19 protein-coding genes are annotated in these 21538 nt (G+C 73.7%); 7 read left to right on the top strand and 12 right to left on the bottom strand.

Features of this window, described 5'->3' with window-relative positions:
• Positions 1-67: 67 nt before the first annotated feature.
• Positions 68-865: an ABC transporter ATP-binding protein gene (locus CXR04_RS29470; protein ID WP_101425256.1), complete on the bottom strand. Its 798-nt coding sequence runs from the start codon at positions 863-865 to the stop codon at positions 68-70.
• Between the two features lie 115 nt (positions 866-980).
• On the opposite strand from CXR04_RS29470, the gene CXR04_RS29465 reads away from it, so the two are divergent.
• The gene (locus CXR04_RS29465) at positions 981-1778 is read left to right on the top strand and encodes a hypothetical protein (RefSeq protein ID WP_101425255.1); all 798 of its coding nucleotides are present in this window, start codon (positions 981-983) and stop codon (positions 1776-1778) included.
• Between the two features lie 140 nt (positions 1779-1918).
• Here CXR04_RS29465 and CXR04_RS29460 read toward each other — a convergent pair whose 3' ends face one another.
• From CXR04_RS29460 to CXR04_RS29440, 5 genes are all read right to left on the bottom strand, one after another.
• Positions 1919-2158 carry a chaplin gene (locus CXR04_RS29460; RefSeq protein WP_199850554.1) on the bottom strand — a complete coding sequence of 80 codons (240 nt, stop codon included), beginning with the start codon at positions 2156-2158 and terminating at the stop codon, positions 1919-1921.
• A gap of 211 nt (positions 2159-2369) precedes the next feature.
• Complete coding sequence (locus CXR04_RS29455) at positions 2370-2615, bottom strand: chaplin (RefSeq protein WP_101425253.1); 246 nt, start codon at positions 2613-2615, stop codon at positions 2370-2372.
• A 166-nt stretch (positions 2616-2781) separates the two neighbouring features.
• Complete coding sequence (locus CXR04_RS29450) at positions 2782-3477, bottom strand: response regulator (protein ID WP_101425252.1); 696 nt, start codon at positions 3475-3477, stop codon at positions 2782-2784.
• Positions 3470-4636 carry a GAF domain-containing sensor histidine kinase gene (locus CXR04_RS29445; RefSeq protein ID WP_101426674.1) on the bottom strand — a complete coding sequence of 389 codons (1167 nt, stop codon included), beginning with the start codon at positions 4634-4636 and terminating at the stop codon, positions 3470-3472. The genes CXR04_RS29450 and CXR04_RS29445 overlap by 8 nt, the downstream gene beginning before the upstream one ends.
• A 314-nt stretch (positions 4637-4950) precedes the next feature.
• Positions 4951-7527: an ABC transporter ATP-binding protein/permease gene (locus CXR04_RS29440; RefSeq protein ID WP_234380548.1), complete on the bottom strand. Its 2577-nt coding sequence runs from the start codon at positions 7525-7527 to the stop codon at positions 4951-4953.
• Between the two features lie 711 nt (positions 7528-8238).
• Between CXR04_RS29440 and serB the strand changes: the two genes are divergently transcribed.
• The gene (gene serB / locus CXR04_RS29435) at positions 8239-9429 is read left to right on the top strand and encodes a phosphoserine phosphatase SerB (RefSeq protein ID WP_101425251.1); all 1191 of its coding nucleotides are present in this window, start codon (positions 8239-8241) and stop codon (positions 9427-9429) included.
• On the opposite strand, the gene CXR04_RS29430 is transcribed toward serB, so the two are convergent.
• Entirely contained in the window at positions 9389-10510 is a 1122-nt protein-coding gene (locus CXR04_RS29430) for a helix-turn-helix transcriptional regulator (protein ID WP_101425250.1), read from the bottom strand. The genes serB and CXR04_RS29430 overlap by 41 nt on opposite strands.
• Before the next feature lie 62 nt (positions 10511-10572).
• On the opposite strand from CXR04_RS29430, the gene CXR04_RS29425 reads away from it, so the two are divergent.
• Positions 10573-12939, top strand: coding sequence for an excinuclease ABC subunit UvrA (locus CXR04_RS29425; protein WP_101425249.1), 2367 nt, complete (start codon positions 10573-10575; stop codon positions 12937-12939).
• Between the two features lie 119 nt (positions 12940-13058).
• Here CXR04_RS29425 and CXR04_RS29420 read toward each other — a convergent pair whose 3' ends face one another.
• Positions 13059-13577 carry a SixA phosphatase family protein gene (locus CXR04_RS29420; RefSeq protein ID WP_101425248.1) on the bottom strand — a complete coding sequence of 173 codons (519 nt, stop codon included), beginning with the start codon at positions 13575-13577 and terminating at the stop codon, positions 13059-13061.
• A gap of 412 nt (positions 13578-13989) precedes the next feature.
• Between CXR04_RS29420 and CXR04_RS36535 the strand changes: the two genes are divergently transcribed.
• A complete protein-coding gene (locus tag CXR04_RS36535) occupies positions 13990-14106 on the top strand; it encodes an SGM_5486 family transporter-associated protein (protein WP_018835810.1) in 117 nt (38 codons plus the stop codon).
• A 39-nt stretch (positions 14107-14145) separates the two neighbouring features.
• Here the strand turns inward: CXR04_RS36535 and CXR04_RS29410 are convergent, their stop codons facing one another.
• A complete protein-coding gene (locus tag CXR04_RS29410; protein ID WP_101425247.1) occupies positions 14146-15477 on the bottom strand; it encodes a CynX/NimT family MFS transporter in 1332 nt (443 codons plus the stop codon).
• Between the two features lie 52 nt (positions 15478-15529).
• Here CXR04_RS29410 and CXR04_RS29405 point away from each other — a divergent pair, with 52 nt between their 5' ends.
• Entirely contained in the window at positions 15530-16213 is a 684-nt protein-coding gene (locus CXR04_RS29405) for a FadR/GntR family transcriptional regulator (RefSeq protein ID WP_101425246.1), read from the top strand.
• Positions 16214-16229: 16 nt separating this feature from the next.
• Here the strand turns inward: CXR04_RS29405 and CXR04_RS29400 are convergent, their stop codons facing one another.
• The 3 genes from CXR04_RS29400 to fabG all read right to left on the bottom strand — a co-directional run bounded on the left by CXR04_RS29400 (position 16230) and on the right by fabG (position 18332).
• On the bottom strand, positions 16230-16649 hold the full coding sequence (locus CXR04_RS29400) for a hypothetical protein (RefSeq protein WP_101425245.1): 420 nt from the start codon (positions 16647-16649) through the stop codon (positions 16230-16232).
• Between the two features lie 190 nt (positions 16650-16839).
• Complete coding sequence (gene fabI / locus CXR04_RS29395; RefSeq protein WP_047015033.1) at positions 16840-17607, bottom strand: enoyl-ACP reductase FabI; 768 nt, start codon at positions 17605-17607, stop codon at positions 16840-16842.
• A 5-nt stretch (positions 17608-17612) separates the two neighbouring features.
• Positions 17613-18332 carry a 3-oxoacyl-[acyl-carrier-protein] reductase gene (gene fabG / locus CXR04_RS29390; protein ID WP_101425244.1) on the bottom strand — a complete coding sequence of 240 codons (720 nt, stop codon included), beginning with the start codon at positions 18330-18332 and terminating at the stop codon, positions 17613-17615.
• 235 nt (positions 18333-18567) lie between these two features.
• Here fabG and CXR04_RS29385 point away from each other — a divergent pair, with 235 nt between their 5' ends.
• A complete protein-coding gene (locus tag CXR04_RS29385; RefSeq protein ID WP_101425243.1) occupies positions 18568-20097 on the top strand; it encodes a TldD/PmbA family protein in 1530 nt (509 codons plus the stop codon).
• Positions 20094-21503 (top strand): metallopeptidase TldD-related protein, encoded by a 1410-nt coding sequence (locus CXR04_RS29380; protein ID WP_101425242.1) that lies wholly within the window; start codon positions 20094-20096, stop codon positions 21501-21503. Before CXR04_RS29385 ends, CXR04_RS29380 begins: the two co-directional genes overlap by 4 nt.
• The last annotated feature ends 35 nt before the right edge of the window (positions 21504-21538 follow it).

The following is a 21538-nucleotide window of genomic DNA, read 5'->3' as shown; positions in this document are numbered from 1 at the left end:
GGGACAGATGCCCGGGAGCTGTGACCGGGAAGCTACGTCTGTCGTGGGCCCGTTGGCCGGGCGGCGGCTACGGCTTCGACATGGGGAGGCCCTGCGCGGTCCAGCGGTCGCCCACGCGGTCGAGGACGAGCGGGAGGCCGAAGCAGAGCGAGAGGTTGCGCGAGGTCAGTTCGGCCTCGATGGGTCCGGCGGCAAGGACCTTGCCCTGCCGGATCATCAGCACATGCGTGAAGCCCGGGGGGATCTCCTCGACGTGGTGCGTCACCATGATCATCGAGGGCGCGTACGGGTCGCGGGCCAGCCGGCCGAGGCGGCGTACGAGGTCCTCGCGGCCGCCGAGGTCGAGGCCGGCGGCCGGCTCGTCGAGAAGGAGCAGTTCGGGGTCGGTCATCATGGCGCGGGCGATCTGGGTGCGCTTGCGCTCGCCCTCGGAGAGGGTGCCGAATCTGCGGTCCAGGTACTCGCTCATGCCGAGGCGGTCGAGGAACGCCTTGGCGCGGTCCTCGTCCACGGCCTCGTAGCTCTCGTGCCAGGTGGCGGTCATGCCGTACGCGGCGGTGAGGACGGTCTGCAGGACGGTCTGGCTCTTGGGCAGCTTCTCGGAGAGCGCGGCGCTGGCCATGCCGATGCGGGGGCGGAGCTCGAAGACGTCGACGCCGCCGAGTTTCTCGCCGAGGATCTGGACGGTGCCGGAGGACGGGAAGAGGTAGCTGGAGGCGATGTTCAACAGCGTGGTCTTGCCCGCGCCGTTGGGGCCGAGGATGATCCACCGCTCGCCCTCGGCGACCGACCAGGAGACCTGTTCGACCAGAGCCCTGTGGTCGCGGACCACCGATACGTCCACCAGCTCCAGTACATCGCTCATGAGCGTGCCGTCTCCCCTTGCAGTGTCGGTCCTTCGTACGCGGTGCGCGCCTGCGACACCGCCCCAGGGCAAACCTACGCCACGCGATGTCGGACCCGGTCCGTAGGCTGGTGCCATGCTCGAAGAACCACGTTCAGGCCGGCTGGCGGCCTGGGGAAATGCCCTGCTTTCCGGGCACATCTCGCCCGACGAGGCCGCGGAGCGCATCGTCGCGGACGACGCCGGGCACCGGGTGGCGGGGCTGCCGGAGGAGGAGTCCGCCGAGGGTGTGGCCCTGACGATGGCGCTGGGCCGGCTGCGGGCGCTGGGCGCGAAGGGCCTGCGGGTGGCGCTGCCGGTGCCGGGGCATCCGCTGGGGCTGGCCGGCCCGCCGGAGTTCAACGCGCTGGCGCTGGACGCCGGCGAGGCGGTGCTCGTGACCGGGGGGCCGCCGCTGGGGCTGGTGCCGGAGGTCTGGTCGGTGGGGCCCGAGGGCGACGAGGTGGTCCGGGTGCGCTGGCGCTGCCTGCCGGTGCGGGACGCGCCGCCAGCGGACGTGCCGTCGCTGGGCGAGGCGGAGCGGGAGCTGGCGGAGGCGATGCGGGAGGCCACGGAGGTGCTGTCGCGGCTGGACGTGGCGGGGTCCGGGCCGGTCGCGGAGGCGGCGCTGGCGGCGTACCGGGCGCGGGCGGACCGCGGGCGCGAGGTGCTGGCGCCGGGGTATCCGCCGCGGGCGGTGCGGGTGCTGGAGCTGGCGCAGCGGATGGGGGCGCTGGTGGAGATCGCGCGGGATCCGGGCGAGGGGCACGGGGCGGCGGTCAGCGCAGGGCAGATAGCGGCTCGCGGGGAGGCGCTGCGGCCGCTGGAGCGGACGGCGCGGCGGGCGCGGGTGGCGGCGTACAACGCGTTCGTGGAGGAGCTGGAGCGGGGCTGACGTGCCGGGGGCTGCTTCCCGCTCGCGGTGGACGGCGGAGAGCGGCGGGGCCGACGTGCGGGCGCGCGGGAGCGTGCGGCGGCGCGAACGCCCCCCGCGGTCGTGCCGCGGGGGGCGTACGCGACGGAAGGTGTGCTCGGTCAGCTGTTGACGCCGGTGTTGCCGAACGGCGCGTTCAGCAGGCCGACGACGGAGATGTTGTTGCCGACGAGGTTTACCGGCGCGTGCACCGGGCGCTGGACCACGTTCCCCGAGACGAAACCGGGCGAGCCCTGGGCCGAGGCCCCGGCACCGGCGTCGGCGACCGCCGCGCTCGCCCCGGCACCGGCGGCGAGACCCGCGGTGGCGAGGACGAAGGCCGCCTTCTTCACTGCATGCATGGAAAGTCGTTCCTCCTGTTGGGTGCGCACACCCCGGGGCTCGGGGGTACACCCTGCGCAACGGCCGAGGAGTCCAGCGGGACACGCCGCGACGGCCGGAGCCCACCGTTCGGCGCAACGGGCGGCGGTCGTACGAACGCCGCGAGCGTGCCGGACCGGCCCGCCGGGCGGTGCCCGGGGGCCGGTTCCGGTGCCGGCAGACCGCCGTCCTTCAGCGGTTCAGGCAGAGGTTGCCGAAGGCCGGGTTCAGCGCGCCGACGACGGTGACGGTGTTGCCGCAGGCGTTCACGGGCACGTGGACCGGCACCTGGACCAGGTTGCCGGAGCCGATGCCCGGCGAACCGACGGCCTGGCCGCCGGCGGCCGCGCCGCCGTGCGCGGCGGCCATGCCCGCACCGGCCATGGCCAGGCCGCTCACGGCGATGGTGAGGGCGGCAGCCCTCTTCAGGTTCCGCATGTGGTTCCTCCTCGGGTCGGCCGCGGCGTGTGCCGCGGCATGCCATGGAGAACGCGGAGGGACCGGCGCGGTTGCGCCGGTCGGGCGACATCTACACGACAGTATGAATCTCGGATCGGAAGACATCGTTCCGGTGACGCCGGGCCGGAGGCTGCCGGCAGTCGTCTCAGCCGCTCAGGCCGTGGCGTACGGCCCAGAGGGCGGCCTGTGTACGGTCCGCGAGGTCGAGCTTCATCAGGATGTTCGACACGTGCGTCTTGACGGTCTTCTCCGAGACCACGAGCGCGCGGGCGATCTCCCGGTTCGAGCGGCCGTCCGCGATCAGCGCCAGCACCTCACGCTCGCGCTCGGTCAGCGTCGTCCCCCTGCCCTGCGCGGGACCGCCGCCGGCCTCCGGCGCCAGCAGCGCCCCGGCGACGTCCTGCTGGAGCAGCACGTGCCCGGCGTGCACCGAGCGGATCGCCTTGGCCAGCGCCTCGGGGTCGACGTCCTTGTAGACGTAGCCCGCGGCGCCGGCGCGCAGCGCGGGGACGACGGTGCGCTGCTCGGTGAAGCTGGTGATGACCAGCACGCGCGCCGCGCTGCCGGACTCGCGGATGCGGCGCAGCGCCTCGATGCCGTCGGTGCCGGGCATCTTCACGTCCATGAGCACCACGTCGGGCACCAGCTCGGCGGTACGGGCCACGCCCTCCTCGCCGTCGGCGGCCTCGCCGACGACCTCGATGTCGTCCTGCACCTCCAGGAAGGTGCGCAGCCCGCGCCGTACGACCTGGTGGTCGTCGACCAGCAGCACCCGGATCCGGCCGGGGGCGTCCGTCTCGTCCGGGCCCGCGGTCCGCTGCTTCTCGCCCGTCTCAGCCACCGGGCACCTCCATCTCGATCACGGTGCCCTCCCCGGGCGCCGACTGGACGGTCAGGCCGCCGCCGACCCCGGCGGCGCGGTCGCGCATGGACACCAGGCCCAGGTGGCGGCCCGCGGAGCGGACGGCGTCCGGGTCGAAGCCCCGGCCGTCGTCGCGCACCCGCAGCCGGGCGCCGCGGCCGTACCGGGTGAGGGCGACGTCGACCTCCCCGGCGCCGGCGTGCCGCAGCGCGTTGTGCAGGGCCTCCTGCGCAACCCGTAGCAGCGCCTCCTCCTGCGCCGCGGGCAGGGCGCGCACCTGCGCGGAGCTGAAGGTGACGCGGGCGCGGTGGGCCCGGTCGAGCACCTGCACCTGGGTCGCCAGGGTGGCCACCAGGCCGTCGTCGTCCAGGGCCGCGGGGCGCAGCTCGACGACGGCGGCGCGCAGTTCGTCCGCGGCGTCCGCGGCGAGCCGCGCGACCTGCTGCAGCTCGCCCTTGGCGCGCGTGGGGTCGCGGTCGACGAGGGCGGCGGCGGCCTGCGCGGTCAGGCGCAGCGAGAAGAGCTTCTGGGAGACGGCGTCGTGCAGCTCGTGCGCGATACGGGCGCGCTCGCCCGCGATGGTCAGCTCGCGGCTGCGCTCGTAGAGGCGGGCGTTGGTCAGCGCGATGGCGGCGTGGTCGGCGAGGGTACGCAGCAGGGCCTCGTCCTCGGCGGCGAAGCGGCAGCCGTCGGAGGCGGGCGGGTCGTCAGGCTCGCACTGCTTGTTGGCGAGGAAGAGCGCGCCGAGGACTTCCTCGCCGTCGGCGATGGGGACGCCGACGAAGTCCCGCAGCCGGGGGTGGGCGCTGGGCCAGCCGCCGAAGCGGGGGTCCTTGCGTACGTCGCCCAGGCGCACCGGCTCGGCGTCCTCCAGCAGCGCGGCGAGGATGCCGTGCTGGCGGGGCAGCGGGCCGATGGCCTTCCACTGCGCGTCGCTGACGCCGTCCACGACGAACTGGGCGAAGCCGCCGTGGTCGTCCGGCACGCCCAGGGCGGCGTACTCCGCCTGCAGCAGCTCGCGGGCGGACGCCGTGATCGTCTGGAGCACGTCGCGGACCTGTACCTGCCTGCTCATCGCGAGCAGGGCGCGGCTGACCGCTTCGAGTCCGGCGACCGGTCCTGGGGCGGGTGTGGACATGCCGGTCACGCTACCCGCAGGCCCGATCCCCGTGATCCAGCCGCGGACCTGACCTGTATCGGCCCCCGGTCCTAGGCCGCTGTGCCGACCCGGGGCCCCCTCGTCGGCGTAATTTCCGATTCGGTACCAATGTCGGTGTACCTAGATGTCGCGTGAAGGGCCTGGACTACATGAAGAAGCGCTACGGCAGCGCCTGCGACGCCCGTTCCTTCTGGCAGGCCAACAACTGGGACTGAGCCGGCGCCCCGGCACACACGGCCGACGGGCGGCACCCCCGGTGAGGGGTGCCGCCCGTCCGCGCCGGCGGGGTGCGCTCAGCGCATGACCTCCGGCTCGTGCTTGCGCAGCAGCCGGGCGACGATGAAGCCGCAGATCACGCCCATGGTGAGCAGCACGCCGATGTTCAGTACGTACGTGCCCGCCGTGTGCTCCCACAGCGTGTCCGTCTCGCCGCTGTCCCACGGCAGCAGCACGTTCAGGTCGGACGTCGAGCCCATCGCGGCCACCGCCCAGCGCGAGGGCATCAGCCAGGCGAGCTGCTCGACGCCCGGGGTGCCGTGCAACTGGAACAGCACGCCGGTGAAGACCACCTGCACGATCGCGAACATCACCAGCAGCGGCATGGTCATCTCGGAGGTCTTCACCAGCGCCGAGATGATCAGGCCGAACATCATCGAGGTCAGGCCCAGCGTGGTCACGCCGATCGCCAGCTCCACCGCCGGCAGGTCGGACAGGATCACGCCCTCCTCGGGCAGCTTGCTGCGGCTGAGGACGCCGATGGCGCTGATGACGGCGCCCTGGAAGATCGTGATGATGCCGAGGACGAGCACCTTGGACATCACGTACGCGGAACGGGAGAGGCCGACCGCCCGCTCTCTCTCGTAGATCACCCGTTCCTTGATCAGCTCGCGCACGGAGTTCGCGGCGCCGGAGAAACACGCGCCGACCGCGAGGATGAGCAGGATCGTGCCCGCGGCCCTGTTGATCAGGTGGATCTTCGCGGGCCCGTAACCGAGCCCGAACTCCGCGGGGATGACCATGCTCACGACGCCGAGCACCACCGGGAGAATGATGGTGAGCGCGATGAAGAAGCGGTCGGAGGCGAGGACGGACACGTACCGTCTCACCAGCGTCCAGAGCTGCGGTCCCCACGCCTGCGGTTTGGACGGGCGGAGCATCTGCGGCGGCTGCATCGCGACGGGCTGCGGGGCCACGGCGTCGATGTCCGCGGCGTACATCTGGTAGTGCTGGGAGCCCTGCCAGCGGCCCTTCCAGTCGTACTCCCGGTAGTTCTCGAAGGCGGAGAAGATGTCGGCCCAGGTCTCGTAGCCGAAGAAGTTCAGCGCCTCCTCCGGCGGGCCGAAGTACGCCACGCCGCCGCCGGGCGCCATGACCAGCAGCCGGTCGCAGAGCGCGAGTTCGGCGACGGAGTGGGTGACGACCAGGACCGTACGGCCGTCGTCGGCCAGGCCGCGCAGCAACTGCATGACGTCGCGGTCCATGCCCGGGTCGAGGCCCGAGGTGGGCTCGTCCAGGAAGATCAGCGACGGCTTGGTGAGCAGCTCCAGGGCCACCGAGACGCGCTTGCGCTGGCCGCCGGAGAGCGAGCTGATCCGCTTCTCCTTGTGGATGTCGAGCTTCAGCTCGCGCAGCACCTCGTCGACGCGGGCGGCGCGCTCGGCCTCGGCGGTGTCGCCGGGGAACCGGAGCTTGGCGGCGTAGCGCAGCGCGCGGGTGACGGTGAGCTGGGTGTGCAGGATGTCGTCCTGCGGCACCAGGCCGATACGGTGCCGCAGCTCGGCGAACTGCTTGTAGAGGTTCCGGTTGTCGTAGAGGACCTCGCCGACGTCCGCGGGGCGGTAGCCCGTCAGCGCCTTGAGGAGCGTGGACTTGCCGGATCCGGACGGGCCGATGACGGCGATCAGGCTCTTCTCGGGCACGCCGAAGGAGACGTTGTCCAGGATGACCTTGCCGCCGTCGACCTTCACGGTCAGGTGGCGGGCCGAGAAGCTGACCTCACCGGTGTCGACGAACTCCTCCAGCCGGTCCCCGACCAGCCGGAAGGTGGAGTGACCGATGCCGATGATGTCGTCGGGGCCGATGGGCCGGCGGCCGCGCTGCGGCAGTTGTTCACCGTTGACGTACGTGCCGTTGTGGCTGCCGAGGTCGACGATCTCGGAGCGGCCGTCGGGCGTGGACCGGAACTCCGCGTGGTGGCGCGAGACCTGGAGGTCGGAGACGACCAGCTCGTTCTCCAGCGCACGGCCGATGCGGGTGACGCGGCCCAGCGAGAGCTGGTGGAACGTCGTGGGGCTGCGGTCGCCGTAGACCGACGGGCCGCCGGGGCCGCCGCCGGGGCCCGCGCCGGCACCGGCCGGCGGGCGCTGCGGCGCGGACTGCTGCTGCGGCACGTACGGCTGCTGCTGGGGCGGCATGCCGGCGGGCGGCCCCTGGAACGGGGGCCCCTGCGGCGGCGGGCCCTGCGGCGGGGCGCCCCAGGCGCCGGGTGCCTGCTGCGGCGGCGCGGCCTGGTGGGCGCCGGGCGGCGGCTGGGCCATCGCGGTCTGCGCGCTGTACACGTCGGGGGCGGCGGCGCCGGCCGGCGCGGAGAGCCGCAACTGCGGCCCGTCGGTGGCGTTGCCGAGATACACGACCGAGCCGGGGCCGACCTCGATCTGGTGGACCCGCTGGCCCTCCACGTACGAGCCGTTGGTGCTGCCGACGTCCTCCAGCAGCCAGCTACGGCCGCCCCATCGCAGGCTCGCGTGCCGCCAGGAGACCCTGGCGTCCTCCAGCACCACGTCCCCCTGCGGATCCCGCCCGACGCGATAAGCGCGCGCCGGGTCGAGGGTCCATGTCTGTCCGTTCAGTTCAAGTACGAGTTCAGGCACTCCATGCCCCACAAAGTTGTCCCCCGAGGTGCCCCTTGCACGGCACCTGACTTCAACAGGCCCGTAAGGAGTCTAGGGATGGCGAACATCCTGAGGAACTATTTCAGTAACAGTCGCTTCACGAAAACGCGGGTCACAGCAGTGAGGTGGAGTTTCGGCTTCCACTTCCACCCGCTGCCGGGCGGTTCGTGCACGTTGACCGCACTTGATCACTTACAGCCGGTGGTAACGCGTATGCGCGGACGGGGAGATCCGGGAGTAGCACCCCGCCGGACCCGGGAAGCGCGGCGGGGAGCCGGGCGGCGCCGCCGGCCCGCGGTGCCGCCGCTGCCGGCGCGGGCGGGGCGCACGCCGGCGTGCGGACCCGGCCGGGCGCCGCGTACGGACCGGCCCGTACCGCCCGGCGGCGGGCCGGCGACCGACGGCCGCGCCGCCGGACCCGTACGCCGGAGGGCCCCCGGACCTCGGCCTCCCCTCGGCCCTCCGCGCCGCCCTCCGCCGACCACGCGGCCCCTCCGCGGGGGCCCCGCGCACCCTGTCCGCGGCCCCGGCCCCTGACGGCCGCCGAGACCCCTCCCCCGCCCGTTCGGCCGCGCGCAACCGCACGTCCCCCTCACCGCAACCTCCCAGCCCAGCACCCCCGCCACGCCCGGCCGCAACGCCGACCCGCCCGGCCGTCCGCGGGCCGCTCCGCGATACCGTGGTCGCATCATGACCACCGCCGCCCGCACGCTTCTCGTCAAGATCTTCGGCCGCGACCGCGCCGGTCTCACCGCCGGCCTCTTCGACACCCTCGCCGCCTACCGGGTCGAGGTCATCGACATCGAGCAGATCGTCACCCGCGGCCGCATCACGCTGTGCGCCCTGGTCACGCCCCCCGTCGGGGCCACCGAGGGCGAGCTGCGCGCGACGATCCACTCCTGGGCCGGCTCGATGCGCCTGGAGGCGGAGATAATCTCCGGCACCGGCGACAACGAGCCGCGCGCCCCCGGCCGCTCCCACGTGACCGTGCTCGGGCAGCCGCTGACCGCCGAGTCCACCGCCGGCATCGCCGCCACGATCACCGGCACCGGCGCCAACATCGACCGCATCTTCCGGCTCGCGAAGTACCCCGTCACCGCCGTCGAGTTCGACGTCTCCGGCGCCGCCACCGAGGAACTGCGCACCGCGCTCGCCATAGCCGCCGCCCGCCTCGGCGTGGACGTCGCGGTCGTGGCCTCAGGACTCCAGCGCCGGGCGCAGCGGCTGGTGGTGATGGATGTCGACTCCACCCTCATCCAGGACGAGGTCATCGAGCTGTTCGCCGCGCACGCCGGCTGCGAGGCCGAGGTCGCGGAGGTGACCGCCGCCGCGATGCGCGGGGAGCTGGACTTCGAGCAGTCCCTGCACGCCCGGGTGGCGCTGCTGGCGGGTCTTGAGGACTCGGTGGTGGACAAGGTGCGCGAGGAGGTACGGCTGACGCCCGGCGCCCGCACCCTGATCCGTACCCTCAAGCGCCTCGGCTACCAGGTGGGCGTCGTCTCCGGCGGCTTCACCCAGATCACCGACGACCTCAAGGACCGGCTTTCGCTCGACTTCGCCGCCGCGAACACCCTGGAGATCGTCGACGGCAAGCTCACCGGGCGGATCACCGGGCCGGTCGTGGACCGGGCGGGCAAGGCCCGGCTGCTCAGCGGCTTCGCCGCGGAGGCGGGGGTGCCGCTGTCGCAGACGGTGGCGATCGGGGACGGCGCGAACGACCTGGACATGCTGAACGCCGCGGGCCTGGGGGTGGCGTTCAACGCCAAGCCGCTGGTGCGGGAGGCCGCGCACGCGGCGGTGAACGTGCCGTTCCTCGACACGGTGCTCTATCTGCTGGGCATCACGCGGGACGAGGTGGAGGCGGCGGATACGACCGGCTGATGCGGTCGCCGAGGCCGCGCAGGAAGTCCGCCAGCTCCGGCGGCTCGCGCACCTCGAAGTCCACGCCGAGCAGCGCGATCCGCACGGCCAGCCAGTCGAGCGCGTCGCCGCCGGTGACCAGCGTGCAGCGGTCGGGCCCGGCGGCCTCCAGCAGTCCGGCGCCGCGCGGGAGGCGGCGTACGGCCTCGTCCAGTGATACGTGCAGGGTGACGACGGCGCGGTAGCGGCCCCGGTGACCGGCGATGGACTCGGCGACGAAGGCGGCCGCGTCGGCCGCGGGCAACTCGCGCGGAGGGTGGCGGACGCCGGTGGGCCGCGGGTCGTCGATCCGGTCGACGCGGAAGCTGCGCCAGTCGGCGCGGTCGCGGTCGTACGCGACGAGATACCAGCGCTGTCCTGTGCTGACGAGACGGTACGGCTCGACGTGCCGCCGCGTGCCGCCGTCAGGTCCGGTACGGCGCGCTCCGGGCGGCTCCTCGCCCGGCCCGGCGCCCGGCCGCGCGGAGCCGGACCCGGCATGCTCCTCCCGTACGGGGTCCGCCGCACCGCCCTCCGGCACGTCTCCCCCGCGCTTGCCCCGGTAGCCGAACCGCAGCCCCTCCCCCCTGCTGCTCGCCGCCGCCAGCACCGCCAGCACCTCCGCGGCCACCGGCGCCCCCGCCGCCGCCACCGCGCCCGCCGGGCTCACGGTCAGCGGCACCGTGGCCCGCTGCAGCGCGGAGACGCGGCGGCGCAGCCGCGCCGGGAGCACCTGCTCCAGCTTCGCGAGTGCCCGTACGGACGTCTCCTCGATCCCCTCGACGCCCCCGGCGGCCACGGCGCGCAGCCCGGCGGCGACGGCGACGGCCTCGTCGTCGTCGAGGAGCAGCGGCGGCATCGCGGTGCCCGCGGCGAGCCGGTAGCCGCCGACGGCACCGACGGTGGCGGCCACGGGGTAGCCCAGCGCGCGCAGCCGGTCGACGTCGCGGCGTACCGTGCGGACGCTGACGCCGAGGCGCCGGGCCAGCTCCGGGCCGCTGTGCTCGCGCCCGCTCTGCAGCACGGACAGCAGCGTGAGCAGCCGTGCGGGGGTGTCGCTCATCCCCCGATCATGACCGAGCAGGCGGACATGTCCTGACCTCCTTCGCCCGTAGCGTCGAGGTCATGGCACCTCAGCACATCATCCGTATCACCGGCGCCGGCGAGCACAACCTCAAGAACGTCTCCCTCGACATCCCCCGCGACAAGATCACCGTCTTCACCGGGGTGTCGGGCTCCGGCAAGTCCTCCCTCGTCTTCGACACGCTCGCGGTGGAGTCGCAGCGGCAGCTCGGCGAGACCTTCGGCTGGTTCGTACGGAACCGGCTGCCGCGGCACGAGCGCCCGCATGCCGACGGGCTGGCGAACCTGACGCCCGCCGTGGTCGTCGACCAGCGCCCGCTCGGCGGCGGCGCCCGCTCCACCGTCGGCACCGCGACCGACGTCTACGCCGTCCTGCGCGTGCTGTTCTCCCGCTGCGCCGTGCCGTCCGCCGGCGAGGCGAGCGCGTACTCCTTCAACGATCCGCGCGGGATGTGCCCCGGCTGCGACGGGCTCGGCAAGGTGGTCCGGCTCGACCTGGACCGCTTCCTGGACCGGTCGAGGTCGCTGAACGAGGGCGCGATCCGCTTCGCGCCGTTCGGCGTCGGCTCGGTGTGGTGGCAGACGTACGCCGAGTCGGGCCTGTTCGACCCCGACCTGCCGCTGGCGCGCTACGGCGCGCGCGAGTGGGAGCTGCTCCTGCACGGCAAGGGGTTCCGGGTGCCGCGCCGGGTGAAGAGCACCGGCGCGGACGGGCACAACGCGTACGAGGGCCTGGTCGAGCGCTTCGGCCGGCTGTACCTCAGGCGGGACGTCGCCGCACTCTCCGGCAGGACCCGGGCCGAGGTGCTGCGCGTCGTCACCGAGGCTCCGTGCCCGCGCTGCGGCGGGGCGCGGCTGAACGAGGCGGCGCTCGCCGGCCGCATCCGGGGGCGGAACATCGCCGAGCTGGCCGCGCTGGAGGCCGGGGACCTGCTGGCGGAGCTGAAGCAGCTCGACGACCCGGTGGGCGGGCCCGTCGCAGCGGCGGCGGTGAGCACGCTGGCGCGGCTGGTGGGCGTCGGTCTGGGCTATCTGAGCCTGGACCGGGACACGTCGACCCTGTCGGGCGGCGAGGGCCAGCGGCTGAAGGTCGTACGGCAGCTCGGGTCGAGCCTGACGGGGCTGACGTACGTGTTCGACGAGCCGAGCACCGGCCTGCACCCGCGGGACGTGCACCGCCTCACCGGGCTGCTGCGGGAGCTGCGCGACAAGGGCAACACGGTGCTGGTCGTGGAGCACGACCGGGACGTCATCGCGATCGCCGATCACGTGGTGGACATGGGCCCCGGCGCGGGGACGCGGGGTGGCGAGGTGGTGTTCGCGGGGCCGCCGGCGGAGCTGGCGGGGGCGGACACGCCGACGGGCAGCCGGCTGGGGCGCACGGTGCCGGTGCGCGCGCGGGTGCGTACGCCGACGGGGTTCCTGCCGGTCGAGCATGTGACGGCGCACAACCTGCGGGACGTCACGGTGGCGTTCCCCCTCGGGGTGCTGACGGCGGTGACGGGGGTCGCGGGTTCGGGCAAGAGCACGCTGGTCGCGGAGTTCGTCCGCCGGTACGAGGACGGGGCGGGCCCGGACGGGCGCGACGATGAGGCCGCGGATGCCCCGCCGGTCGCCGCGGCCGCCGAGGCGCCGGGCAGCCGCGTGCCCGTCGTTGTCGACCAGTCGGCGATCACCGGCTCGTCCCGCTCGACCCCGGTGACGTACCTCGGTGCGATGGACCCGCTGCGCCGCCACTTCGCCCGCGTGACGGGGGCGTCGGCCGCGCTCTTCAGCTTCAACTCGCGCGGCGCCTGCGCGACCTGCCGGGGCCGCGGGGTCATCGTCACCGACCTGGCGTTCATGGACCCGGTCAGCAGGCGCTGCGAGGCGTGCGGCGGGCGGCGGTTCGGGGCGGAGGCGCTGGCCCACACGGTACGCGGCCGCTCCGTCGCCGACCTGCTGGAGATGACGGCGGCGCAGGCCGCGGACTTCCTCGCGGCGGGCGGCCCCGAGGAGGCGCGGATCGCACACCTGCTGGCGCCGCTCGCCGAGGTGGGACTCGGCTACGTCACGCTCGGCCAGTCCGTCGCCTCCCTGTCCGGCGGCGAGCGCCAGCGGCTCAAGCTCGCCGCCCGGCTGGGGCGGCCGGGCGGGGTGTACGTCTTCGACGAGCCGAGCGCCGGGCTGCACATGGCCGACGTGGAAGGGCTGATCGCGCTGCTGCACCGGCTGGTGGACGGGGGCGGCACGGTGGTCGTGGTCGAGCACGACCGCGACGTCGTCAAGCACGCGGACTGGGTCGTCGACCTGGGGCCTGGCGGCGGGCGGGACGGCGGGCGGGTGCTGTTCGAGGGCACCCCGGCGGAGCTGGCCCGCGCGGCAGGGTCGGCGACGGCGGAGTATCTGCGCCGGGACCTCGCGGGCTGAGCGGGGAGGGGCTGTGGTCCGGGGGCCGGAGCGCGGGAAGCGCTGGGGGCCGTAGCTCCGGCAGGGCCGCGCGGGCCCGCGCGGCCCAGGGGCGGGCCCGCGCGGGCGGCGGCCCGGGCTCACTGCTGGTGCGGCGTCCAGAACTCGGTGAGCCGGCCCACGCCGTGCTCCACGCCCTTCCACGAGCCGTCGAACTCCACCACGGCCACGCCCGAGGTCGGGAAGCCGCGGCTCAACCTGGTCAGCGTGTCGCCCTCGGCGTAGCCCGCCAGGGCGTCGGCGAGGCCGTGCATGCCTGGATTGTGGCCGACGACCAGCAGCGTGGAGACGTCGTCGGGGACCTCGTTCAGCACCTGGATCAGCTCGCCCAGGGATGCCTCGTACAGCCGCTCTTCATAGACCGTCCGGGGGCGGCGGGGAAGCTGGCCCACGACCAGCTTCCAGGTCTCGCGGGTGCGTTTGGCGCTGGAGCAGAGGGTCAGGTCGGGGTCGATGTCGTGGGCCGCGAGGAAGTCCCCGGCGGCGGGAGCGTCGGCGCGGCCGCGCTCGGCGAGCGGGCGCTCGTGGTCGGAGTCCTGGGCCCATTCGGCCTTGGCGTGTCGGAGAAGGACGATGCTGCGGGGCGTTCCTGCGCTCATAAGCTCAGCTTCGCACGAAACCGGCCGCGGGGTCCGGGCAGTTCGCAGGGTCTCCCGCCAGGAGTGACCGGCCGCGAGCGCGCGCGGCTTCAGAGCAGCCGCAGGGCGAAGAGCGCGGTGAAGGCCATGGCGGGCAGGGCGACGGACCACCACGGCAGCCAGCGCTGCGCCGCCGGCGGTGCGGGCTGGGTGTGGGCACCGGCTGACATCTTCGCCTCCGTGGGGTTGCCTGACGTCCCGAGTCCTTCGTACTGCTACGAACCTACGGACCCGGGGCCGCCCGTCCCATCCGGTGACCCACCCAGTTCCCCCTGACCCTGGCCCCCTAGGGGAGGGTGGTGCTAGCCCCACCCCCGGGCGCCGCGCGGCGCCCCCGCGCGGGGCGGCGGGGCGGGGATGCGAGACTGGCGGCATGCCCGTGCTCGACCCGAATCCCCAGAACGGGCAGCGCAAGCTGCTCTACGTGCTCGGCGCGATGCTCGCCATCACGGTGGTCATCGGCGTCATCGCCACGATCGCCTCACCCTGAGCCCTGAAGCCCGGCCCCTGAGGCGCGGCCCCGGGGTTCTCAGACCTCGTCCTCGACCACGCGGTCGCGTCCGGCGACGATCCCCACCGCCACCTGGGCGACCATGAAGGCCGCGAGCACCGCCAGCGGTACGGTCCAGCCGTCCGTGGCCCCGTACAGCGCGCCTACGGCAAGCGGCCCCGGGATGGAGATCAGATAGCCGGTGCTCTGCGCGAAGGCGGAGAGCCGGACGAGACCGGCGTGGCTGCGGGCCCGTACCCCGAGGAGGGTGAGGACCAGCGGGAACGCGCAGTTGGACACCGCCAGCAGCAGGGCCCACACCCAGGCGCCGCCCGCGGGCGCCAGCCACAGCCCCGCGTAGCCGCCGAGGCCGCACAGGCCGAGGACCACGACCAGCGGCCCCTGGTGGTGCAGCCGGGCCGCGATCCGCGGCAGCACGAAGGCCAGCGGGACACCCAGGCCCATGGCGAGGGCGAGCAGCAGCCCGGCGGTGGACGCGGGCACGCCGGCGTCGCGGTAGATCTGCGGCAGCCAGCCGAGAATGACGTACGCGGCCGTGGCCTGGAGGCCGAAGAAGACGGCGAGCGCCCACGCGGTGGGGCTGGCGGTGATACGAACCCCGCGGGCCGGCTCCGCCGCGGGAGCCCCGGCATCGGCTCCCCCTGTCTCGGCTGCCGCCGTACGCCGCGACCCCCGGGACAGCACCACCCACGGCACCACGGCGAGCACCGCGACCGCCGCCCACAGCCCGAGCCCCAGCCGCCAACTGCCGCCCAGCGCCTCGCTCACCGGCACGGTGGCGCCGGCGGCGGAGGCCGTACCCAGGGCGAGGCCCATCGAGTAGAGCCCGGTCATCGAGCCGACCCGGTCGGGGAACCAGCGCTTGACGATGACCGGGATCAGCACGTTGCCCACCGCGATGCCGCCGAGCGCGAGCGCGCTGGCGGCGAGGAAGGCGGGGGTGTTGCCGAACAGCGGGCGCAGCGCCAGGCCGCCGGCGATGGCGACGAGGCCGCCGGCGACGACGGCGACGGGGCCGAAGCGGCGGGCGAAGCGGGGCGCGAGGCTGCCGAAGACGGCGAAACAGAGGGCCGGCATGGAGGTGAGCAGGCCGGCGACCGTGCCGCTCATGCCGATGTCGGTGCGCACGTCCTCCAGAAGCGCGCCGAGGGAGGCTATCGCGGGCCGCAGGTTGACCGCCGCGAGCAGCAGCGCGGGGACCATGAGCGGCAGCAGCCACGGCGCCGTCCGCGGCGCGGCCGCCGGTCCGGAAGCCGGCGGGGGCTCGGTGGCCCGCACTTGTCCGGTGGGCTCTTCCGGGGACTCGGCGGCTTTCGTGAGGATGCTGCGGCGTGGCATGCAGACCATCATAGAATCATTGGATGAATGGTTGTCCACTCCGCAGTCCGAGCACGGGAGAGACATGGCACTGACGTCGCCGCGCCGATCGAGCCTCACCGACCAGGTGATCGCGCAGTTGCGTACGCAGATCACCGCGGGCGAGTGGCCGGTCGGCAGCCGCATCCCGACCGAGCCGGAGCTGGTGGAGCAACTGGGCGTCGCGCGGAACACCGTCCGCGAGGCGGTACGGGCGCTCGCGAACAACGGCCTGCTCGACATCCGGCAGGGTTCCGGCACGTACGTCGCCGCGACGAGCGAGCTGGCGGGCGTGATGCAGCGCCGCTTCGCCGGCGCCCGGCCGACGCATGTCGCGGAGCTGCGCAGCGCGCTGGAGGCGCAGGCGGCCCGGCTGGCGGCGGTGCGCCGTACGGAGGCGGAGATGACGCAGTTGGAGCTGCTGCTGCGGCGCCGCGAGGAGGCGTGGGAGTCGGGCGACGCGGCGGCGTTCGTCGACGCGGACGCGACGCTGCACCTGGCGGTGGCGACGGCGTCGCACAACGAGGTGCTGACGGCGGTCTACGCGGACCTGGGCGAAGTCGTCCGCACGACACTGCGCTCCAAGGTGGGCGACGTACTGCTGCCGGCGGAACACCTGGACCACGCCCGCATGGTGACGGCGATCCGCGCGGGGGACGCGGAAACAGCCGCGGAAGAAGCCGCCGGCCACGCCTACGGCTGCATGCCGGAACCGGCCCTCGGCGGCTGAAGGGGAGGCACGCCGGCTAGCCGTTCGGTACGTCGCGTATCGGTTCGTGGGTGATCCAGGCGTGGGCCACCTCGAACCAGCAGCGGTCGGTCATCTCGCCGCTCTCCGCCGGGTCGAGGCGCATGCGCATGCCGTCCACGTCCGGGTCCCACCAGCGGGCGCACTCGATGTGCAGTTGCACGGCGTCTGTGTAGGGGCCCGCGTTGTAGCAGCGGGCGGTGACGGTCGAGCCGGCGACGGTGGTGCGGCACTCGGCCTTCGTCGGGCCGCCGCGGTCGTCGGCGCCGGGGCCGGGGGCATCCGCGGCGTAAGCGGGGCCTGCCGTCAGCAGCAGCACCGGGGCGGCGACGGCGGCGACCGCCGCGCCCAGGAGCGTACGGCGGCGGGCAGAGAGCCGGGTGCGGCGGCCGGGACGACGCGGGCCCTCACGCACCACACAACCTCCTCGGCCGTACGGCGACGCTCGCGCGCGAGGCGTCGCCGCTGCACCACAAGGGGACGGTAACTGCCTCTCCAGCGTGCGCCGCCGCCCCGCCCGCGGCCCACCGGCCTACGCCGAACGGGCGACCCCGCAAGGGAGCCGCCCGTCTCCCTTCCGGCCGTACGGAAGGGCCCGTGCCCGCCTGCTACGCGCCCATGATGTGCACGCCGCCGTCCACGTGCACGATCTCGCCCGTCGTCTTCGGGAACCAGTCCGACAGCAGCGCCACGACCCCGCGCCCCGCCGGCTCCGGGTCCGCCATGTCCCACTCCAGCGGCGAGCGCGTGTTCCACACGTCCGCCAGGTCCGAGAAGCCCGGGATGGACTTCGCCGCCATGGAGCCGATCGGCCCGGCCGAGACCAGGTTGCAGCGGACGTTCTCCTTGCCCAGGTCGCGGGCCAGGTAGCGGCTGGTGGCCTCCAGCGCCGCCTTCGCCGGGCCCATCCAGTCGTACTGCGGCCACGCGAACTGCGCGTCGAAGGTCATGCCGACGACGGAACCGCCGCCCTGCATCAGCGGCAGGCACGCCATCGTCAGCGACTTCAGCGAGAACGCCGAGACATGCATGGCCGTGGCGACGGACTCGAAGGGCGTGTGCAGGAAGTTGCCGCCGAGCGCGTCCGGCGGGGCGAAGCCCACGGAGTGCACGAGGCCGTCGAGCCCGCCCAGCTCCTCGCGCACGATGCCCTCGATCCGCGCCAGGTGCTCGTCGTCGGTGACGTCGAGTTCGACGACCTTCGCCGGCTTGGGCAGCTTCTTCGCGATGCGCTCGGTCAGCGTGGGCCGCGGGAACGCGGTGAGGATGATCTCCGCGCCCTGCTCCTGTGCCAGCTTCGCCGCGTGGAAGGCGATGGACGACTCCAGCAGCACGCCGGTGATGAGGACGCGCTTGCCGTCGAGGATTCCGCTCATGGTGCTCAGTGACCCATGCCCAATCCGCCGTCCACGGGAATGACGGCTCCGGTGATGTACGAGGCGTCGTCGGAGGCGAGGAACCGCACCGCGGCGGCGACGTCCTCCGGCCGCGCGTACCGGCCGAGCGGCACCTGCGCGGCGATCTCCGCCTGCCGCTCCGCCGAGAGCACCCGCGTCATGTCGGTCTCGACGAAGCCGGGCGCGACGACGTTGAAGGTGATGTTGCGCGAGCCCAGCTCGCGCGCCAGCGAGCGGGCGAAGCCGACGAGCGCCGCCTTGGAGGCGGCGTAGTTGGCCTGGCCGGGGGAGCCCATGAGGCCCACCACGGAGGAGATGAGCACCACGCGGCCCTTACGGGCCCGCAGCATGCCGCGGTTGGCGCGCTTGACGACGCGGAAGGTGCCGGTGAGGTTGGTGTCCAGGACGGAGGTGAAGTCCTCCTCGGACATCCGCATCAGCAACTGGTCCTTGGTGATACCGGCGTTGGCCACCAGCACCTCGACGTTGCCGTGTGCCTCCTCCACCTCCTTGTACGCCTGGTCGACCTGCTCGGTGTCGGTGATGTCGCACTTCACCGGCAGGCAGCCCAGCTCCACCAGCGCCGCGGGCGGCTCGCCGGAGCGGTACGTGAACGCGACCTTGTCGCCCGCCTCGGCGAACGCGCGGGTGATGTCGAGGCCGATACCGCGGTTGCCTCCGGTGACCAGAACCGAGCGGCTCAAGGACCCATCCCTTCTCCCTGGTGGCTCCCGGACTCTCTCCAGGACTCCTCACCCGAGAAGCTATCGGTACAGGACGCGCCACGGGCATTCCGCCCCCCACACAGGCCCACGGCGGACACTTGTGGGGTTCTCACAGAAACCCGCTGGGCACGGGGCAGCCGCTCGGGCATGATCGGCCGGGGGCCCGGACGCGGCCCCGCGGCACCACCACCCACCACCGACCGGAGGGCAGAACGTGAGCAAGTCGGTCCATTCCCTCGACGACGGGTTCCTCGCACTGCCGCTCGGCGCCCTCGCGGACGCCGCGCTCGCGCGGGCCCGGGCGCTGGGCGCCGAGCATGCCGACTTCCGCCTGGAGCGGGTGCGCAGCGCGGCCTGGCGGCTGAAGGACGCCAAGCTGGCGGGCTCCACGGACACCACCGACCTCGGGTACGCGGTGCGCGTGGTGCACGGCGGGGCGTGGGGCTTCGCGGCCGGGGTCGATCTGACGATGGACGCCGCCGCGCGGGTCGCCGCGCGGGCGGTGGCGATGGCGAAGCTGTCGGCGCGGGTCATCGCGGCGGCCGGGTCCGACGAGCGGGTCGCGCTGGCGCCGGAGCCGGTGCACGCGGAGAAGACGTGGATCTCCGCGTACGAGGTGAACCCCTTCGACGTACCGGACGGCGACAAGACCGGGCTGCTGACCGAGTGGAGCGAACGGCTGCTCGCCGCCCCGGGGATCTCGCACGTGGACGCCTCGCTGATGGCGGTGCAGGAGAACAAGTTCTACGCCGACACCGCCGGCACCTCGACGACCCAGCAGCGGGTGCGGATGCACCCGGAGCTGACCGCGGTGACGGTCACCGACTCCGGCGACTTCGACTCGATGCGCACCCTCGCCCCGCCCGCCGGCCGCGGCTGGGAGTACGCGACGGGCACCGGCTGGGACTGGGACGCGGAGCTGGCGCAGATCCCCGGCTGGCTGGCCGGGAAGATGGCGGCGCCGAGCGTCGAGGCCGGCTCGTACGACCTGGTGGTCGACCCGTCGAACCTGTGGCTGACCATCCACGAGTCCGTCGGCCACGCCACCGAGCTGGACCGCGCGCTGGGATACGAGGCCGCGTACGCGGGCACCTCCTTCGCCACGTTCGACCAGCTCGGCACCCTGCGCTACGGCTCGGACCTGATGAACGTCACCGGCGACCGCACCGCGGAACACGGGCTCGCCAGCATCGGCTACGACGACGAGGGCGTGCAGGCGCAGTCCTGGGACCTGGTCCGCGAGGGCGTGCTCGTCGGCTACCAGACGGACCGCCGCATCGCGAAGCTCACCGGCTTCGACCGCTCCAACGGCTGCGCATACGCCGACTCCCCCGCCCACGTGCCAGTCCAGCGCATGGCGAACGTCTCCCTCCAGCCGGCGCCCGAGGGCCCGACGACCGAGGAGCTGATCGGCGAGGTCGAGCGCGGCATCTACGTCGTCGGCGACCGCTCCTGGTCGATCGACATGCAGCGCTACAACTTCCAGTTCACCGGGCAGCGGTTCTTCCGGATCGAGAACGGCAGGCTGGCGGGGCAGCTCAAGGACGTGGCGTACCAGGCGACGACCACCGACTTCTGGGGCTCGATGTCGGCGATCGGCGGCCCGGAGACGTATGTGCTGGGCGGCACCTTCAGTTGCGGCAAGGCGCAGCCGGGGCAGTCGGCGTCCGTGTCGCACGGGTGCCCGTCCGCGCTCTTCCGGAACGTCAACATCCTCAACACCACCCAGGAGGCCGGCCGATGACGCGGGCGACCCGGACGACCGAGCCTCACGAGACCGTCGAGCGGGCGCTGGAGCTGTCGCGCGCGGACGGCTGCGTGGTGATCGCCGACGAGGAGTCGAGCGCGAACCTGCGCTGGGCGGGCAACGTGCTGACGACGAACGGCGAGACCCGCGGCCGTACGCTCACGGTCATCGCCACCGTCGACGGCCGGGAGGGCACCGCCTCCGGCGTCGTCTCCCGGGCCGCGGTCACCGCGGACGACCTGGAGCCGCTGGTACGGGCCGCGGAGGCGGCGGCGCGGGAGAGCGGTCCCGCGGAGGACGCCAGGCCGCTGGTCGAGGGCGTGCCGCACTCGGCCGACTTCGCCGGGCCGCCCGCCGAGACCTCCTCCGACGTCTTCGCCGCCTTCGCGCCCGCGCTCGGCGAGTCCTTCGCCCGCGCCCGGGCCGGCGGCCGGCAGCTCTACGGCTTCGCGAACCACACGCTGACCTCCACCTACCTCGGCACCTCCACCGGGCTGCGGCTGCGCCACGACCAGCCGACGGGCACGCTGGAGCTGAACGCCAAGTCCCCGGACCGGACGAAGTCCGCCTGGGCGGGCCGCTCGACCCGGGACTTCACCGACGTGGACCCCGCCGGGCTGGACGCGGAGCTGGCGCAGCGGCTGGCGTGGGCGGAGCGCACGGTGGAGCTGCCCGCCGGGCGGTACGAGACGCTGCTGCCGCCGAGCGCGGTGGCGGACCTGCTGGTGTACATGTTCTGGTCGGCCTCCGGGCGGGACGCGCACGACGGCCGCACGGTGTTCAGCAAGCCGGGCGGCGGCACGCGGGTCGGCGAGAAGCTGGCCGGGCTGCCGCTGACGCTGCGCAGCGACCCGGCGGAGCCGGGGCTGGAGTCGGCGCCGTTCGTCGTCGCGCACGCCTCGGGCAACGACTGGTCGGTCTTCGACAACGGGCTGCCGGTCGGGCCCACGGACTGGGTGCGCGAGGGCACGTTGCAGCACCTGCTGACCGGCCGCTTCACCGGGGACCTCACCGGCCTGCCGGTCACGCCGGAGGCGGACAACCTGGTGCTGGACGCGGGCGGTACGAAGTCGCTGGACGAGATGGTCGCGGAGCTGGGGCACGACGGGCCCGGGCTGCTGCTGACCTGCCTGTGGTACATCCGCGAGGTCGACCCGGCGACGCTGCTGCTGACCGGGCTGACCCGGGACGGCGTGTATCTGGTGGAGAAGGGCGAGGTGACCGGGGCGGTGAACAACTTCCGCTTTAACGAGTCGCCCGTCGACCTGCTGGGGCGCGCGGCCGAGGCCGGGGTGACGGAGCGGACGCTGCCGCGCGAGTGGGGCGACTGGTTCACGCGGGCGGCGATGCCGCCGGTGCGGATCCCCGACTTCAACATGAGCTCGGTCAGCCAGGGCGTCTAGCCGCCATTACCCTCGTACGCAGCATTCCCGTACGC

The organism is Streptomyces sp. CMB-StM0423, assembly GCF_002847285.1.
Taxonomy (GTDB): Bacteria; Actinomycetota; Actinomycetes; order Streptomycetales; family Streptomycetaceae; genus Streptomyces.
Note: the sequence above shows the minus strand (reverse complement) of the source record. Positions and strands in the feature narration are given on the sequence as shown.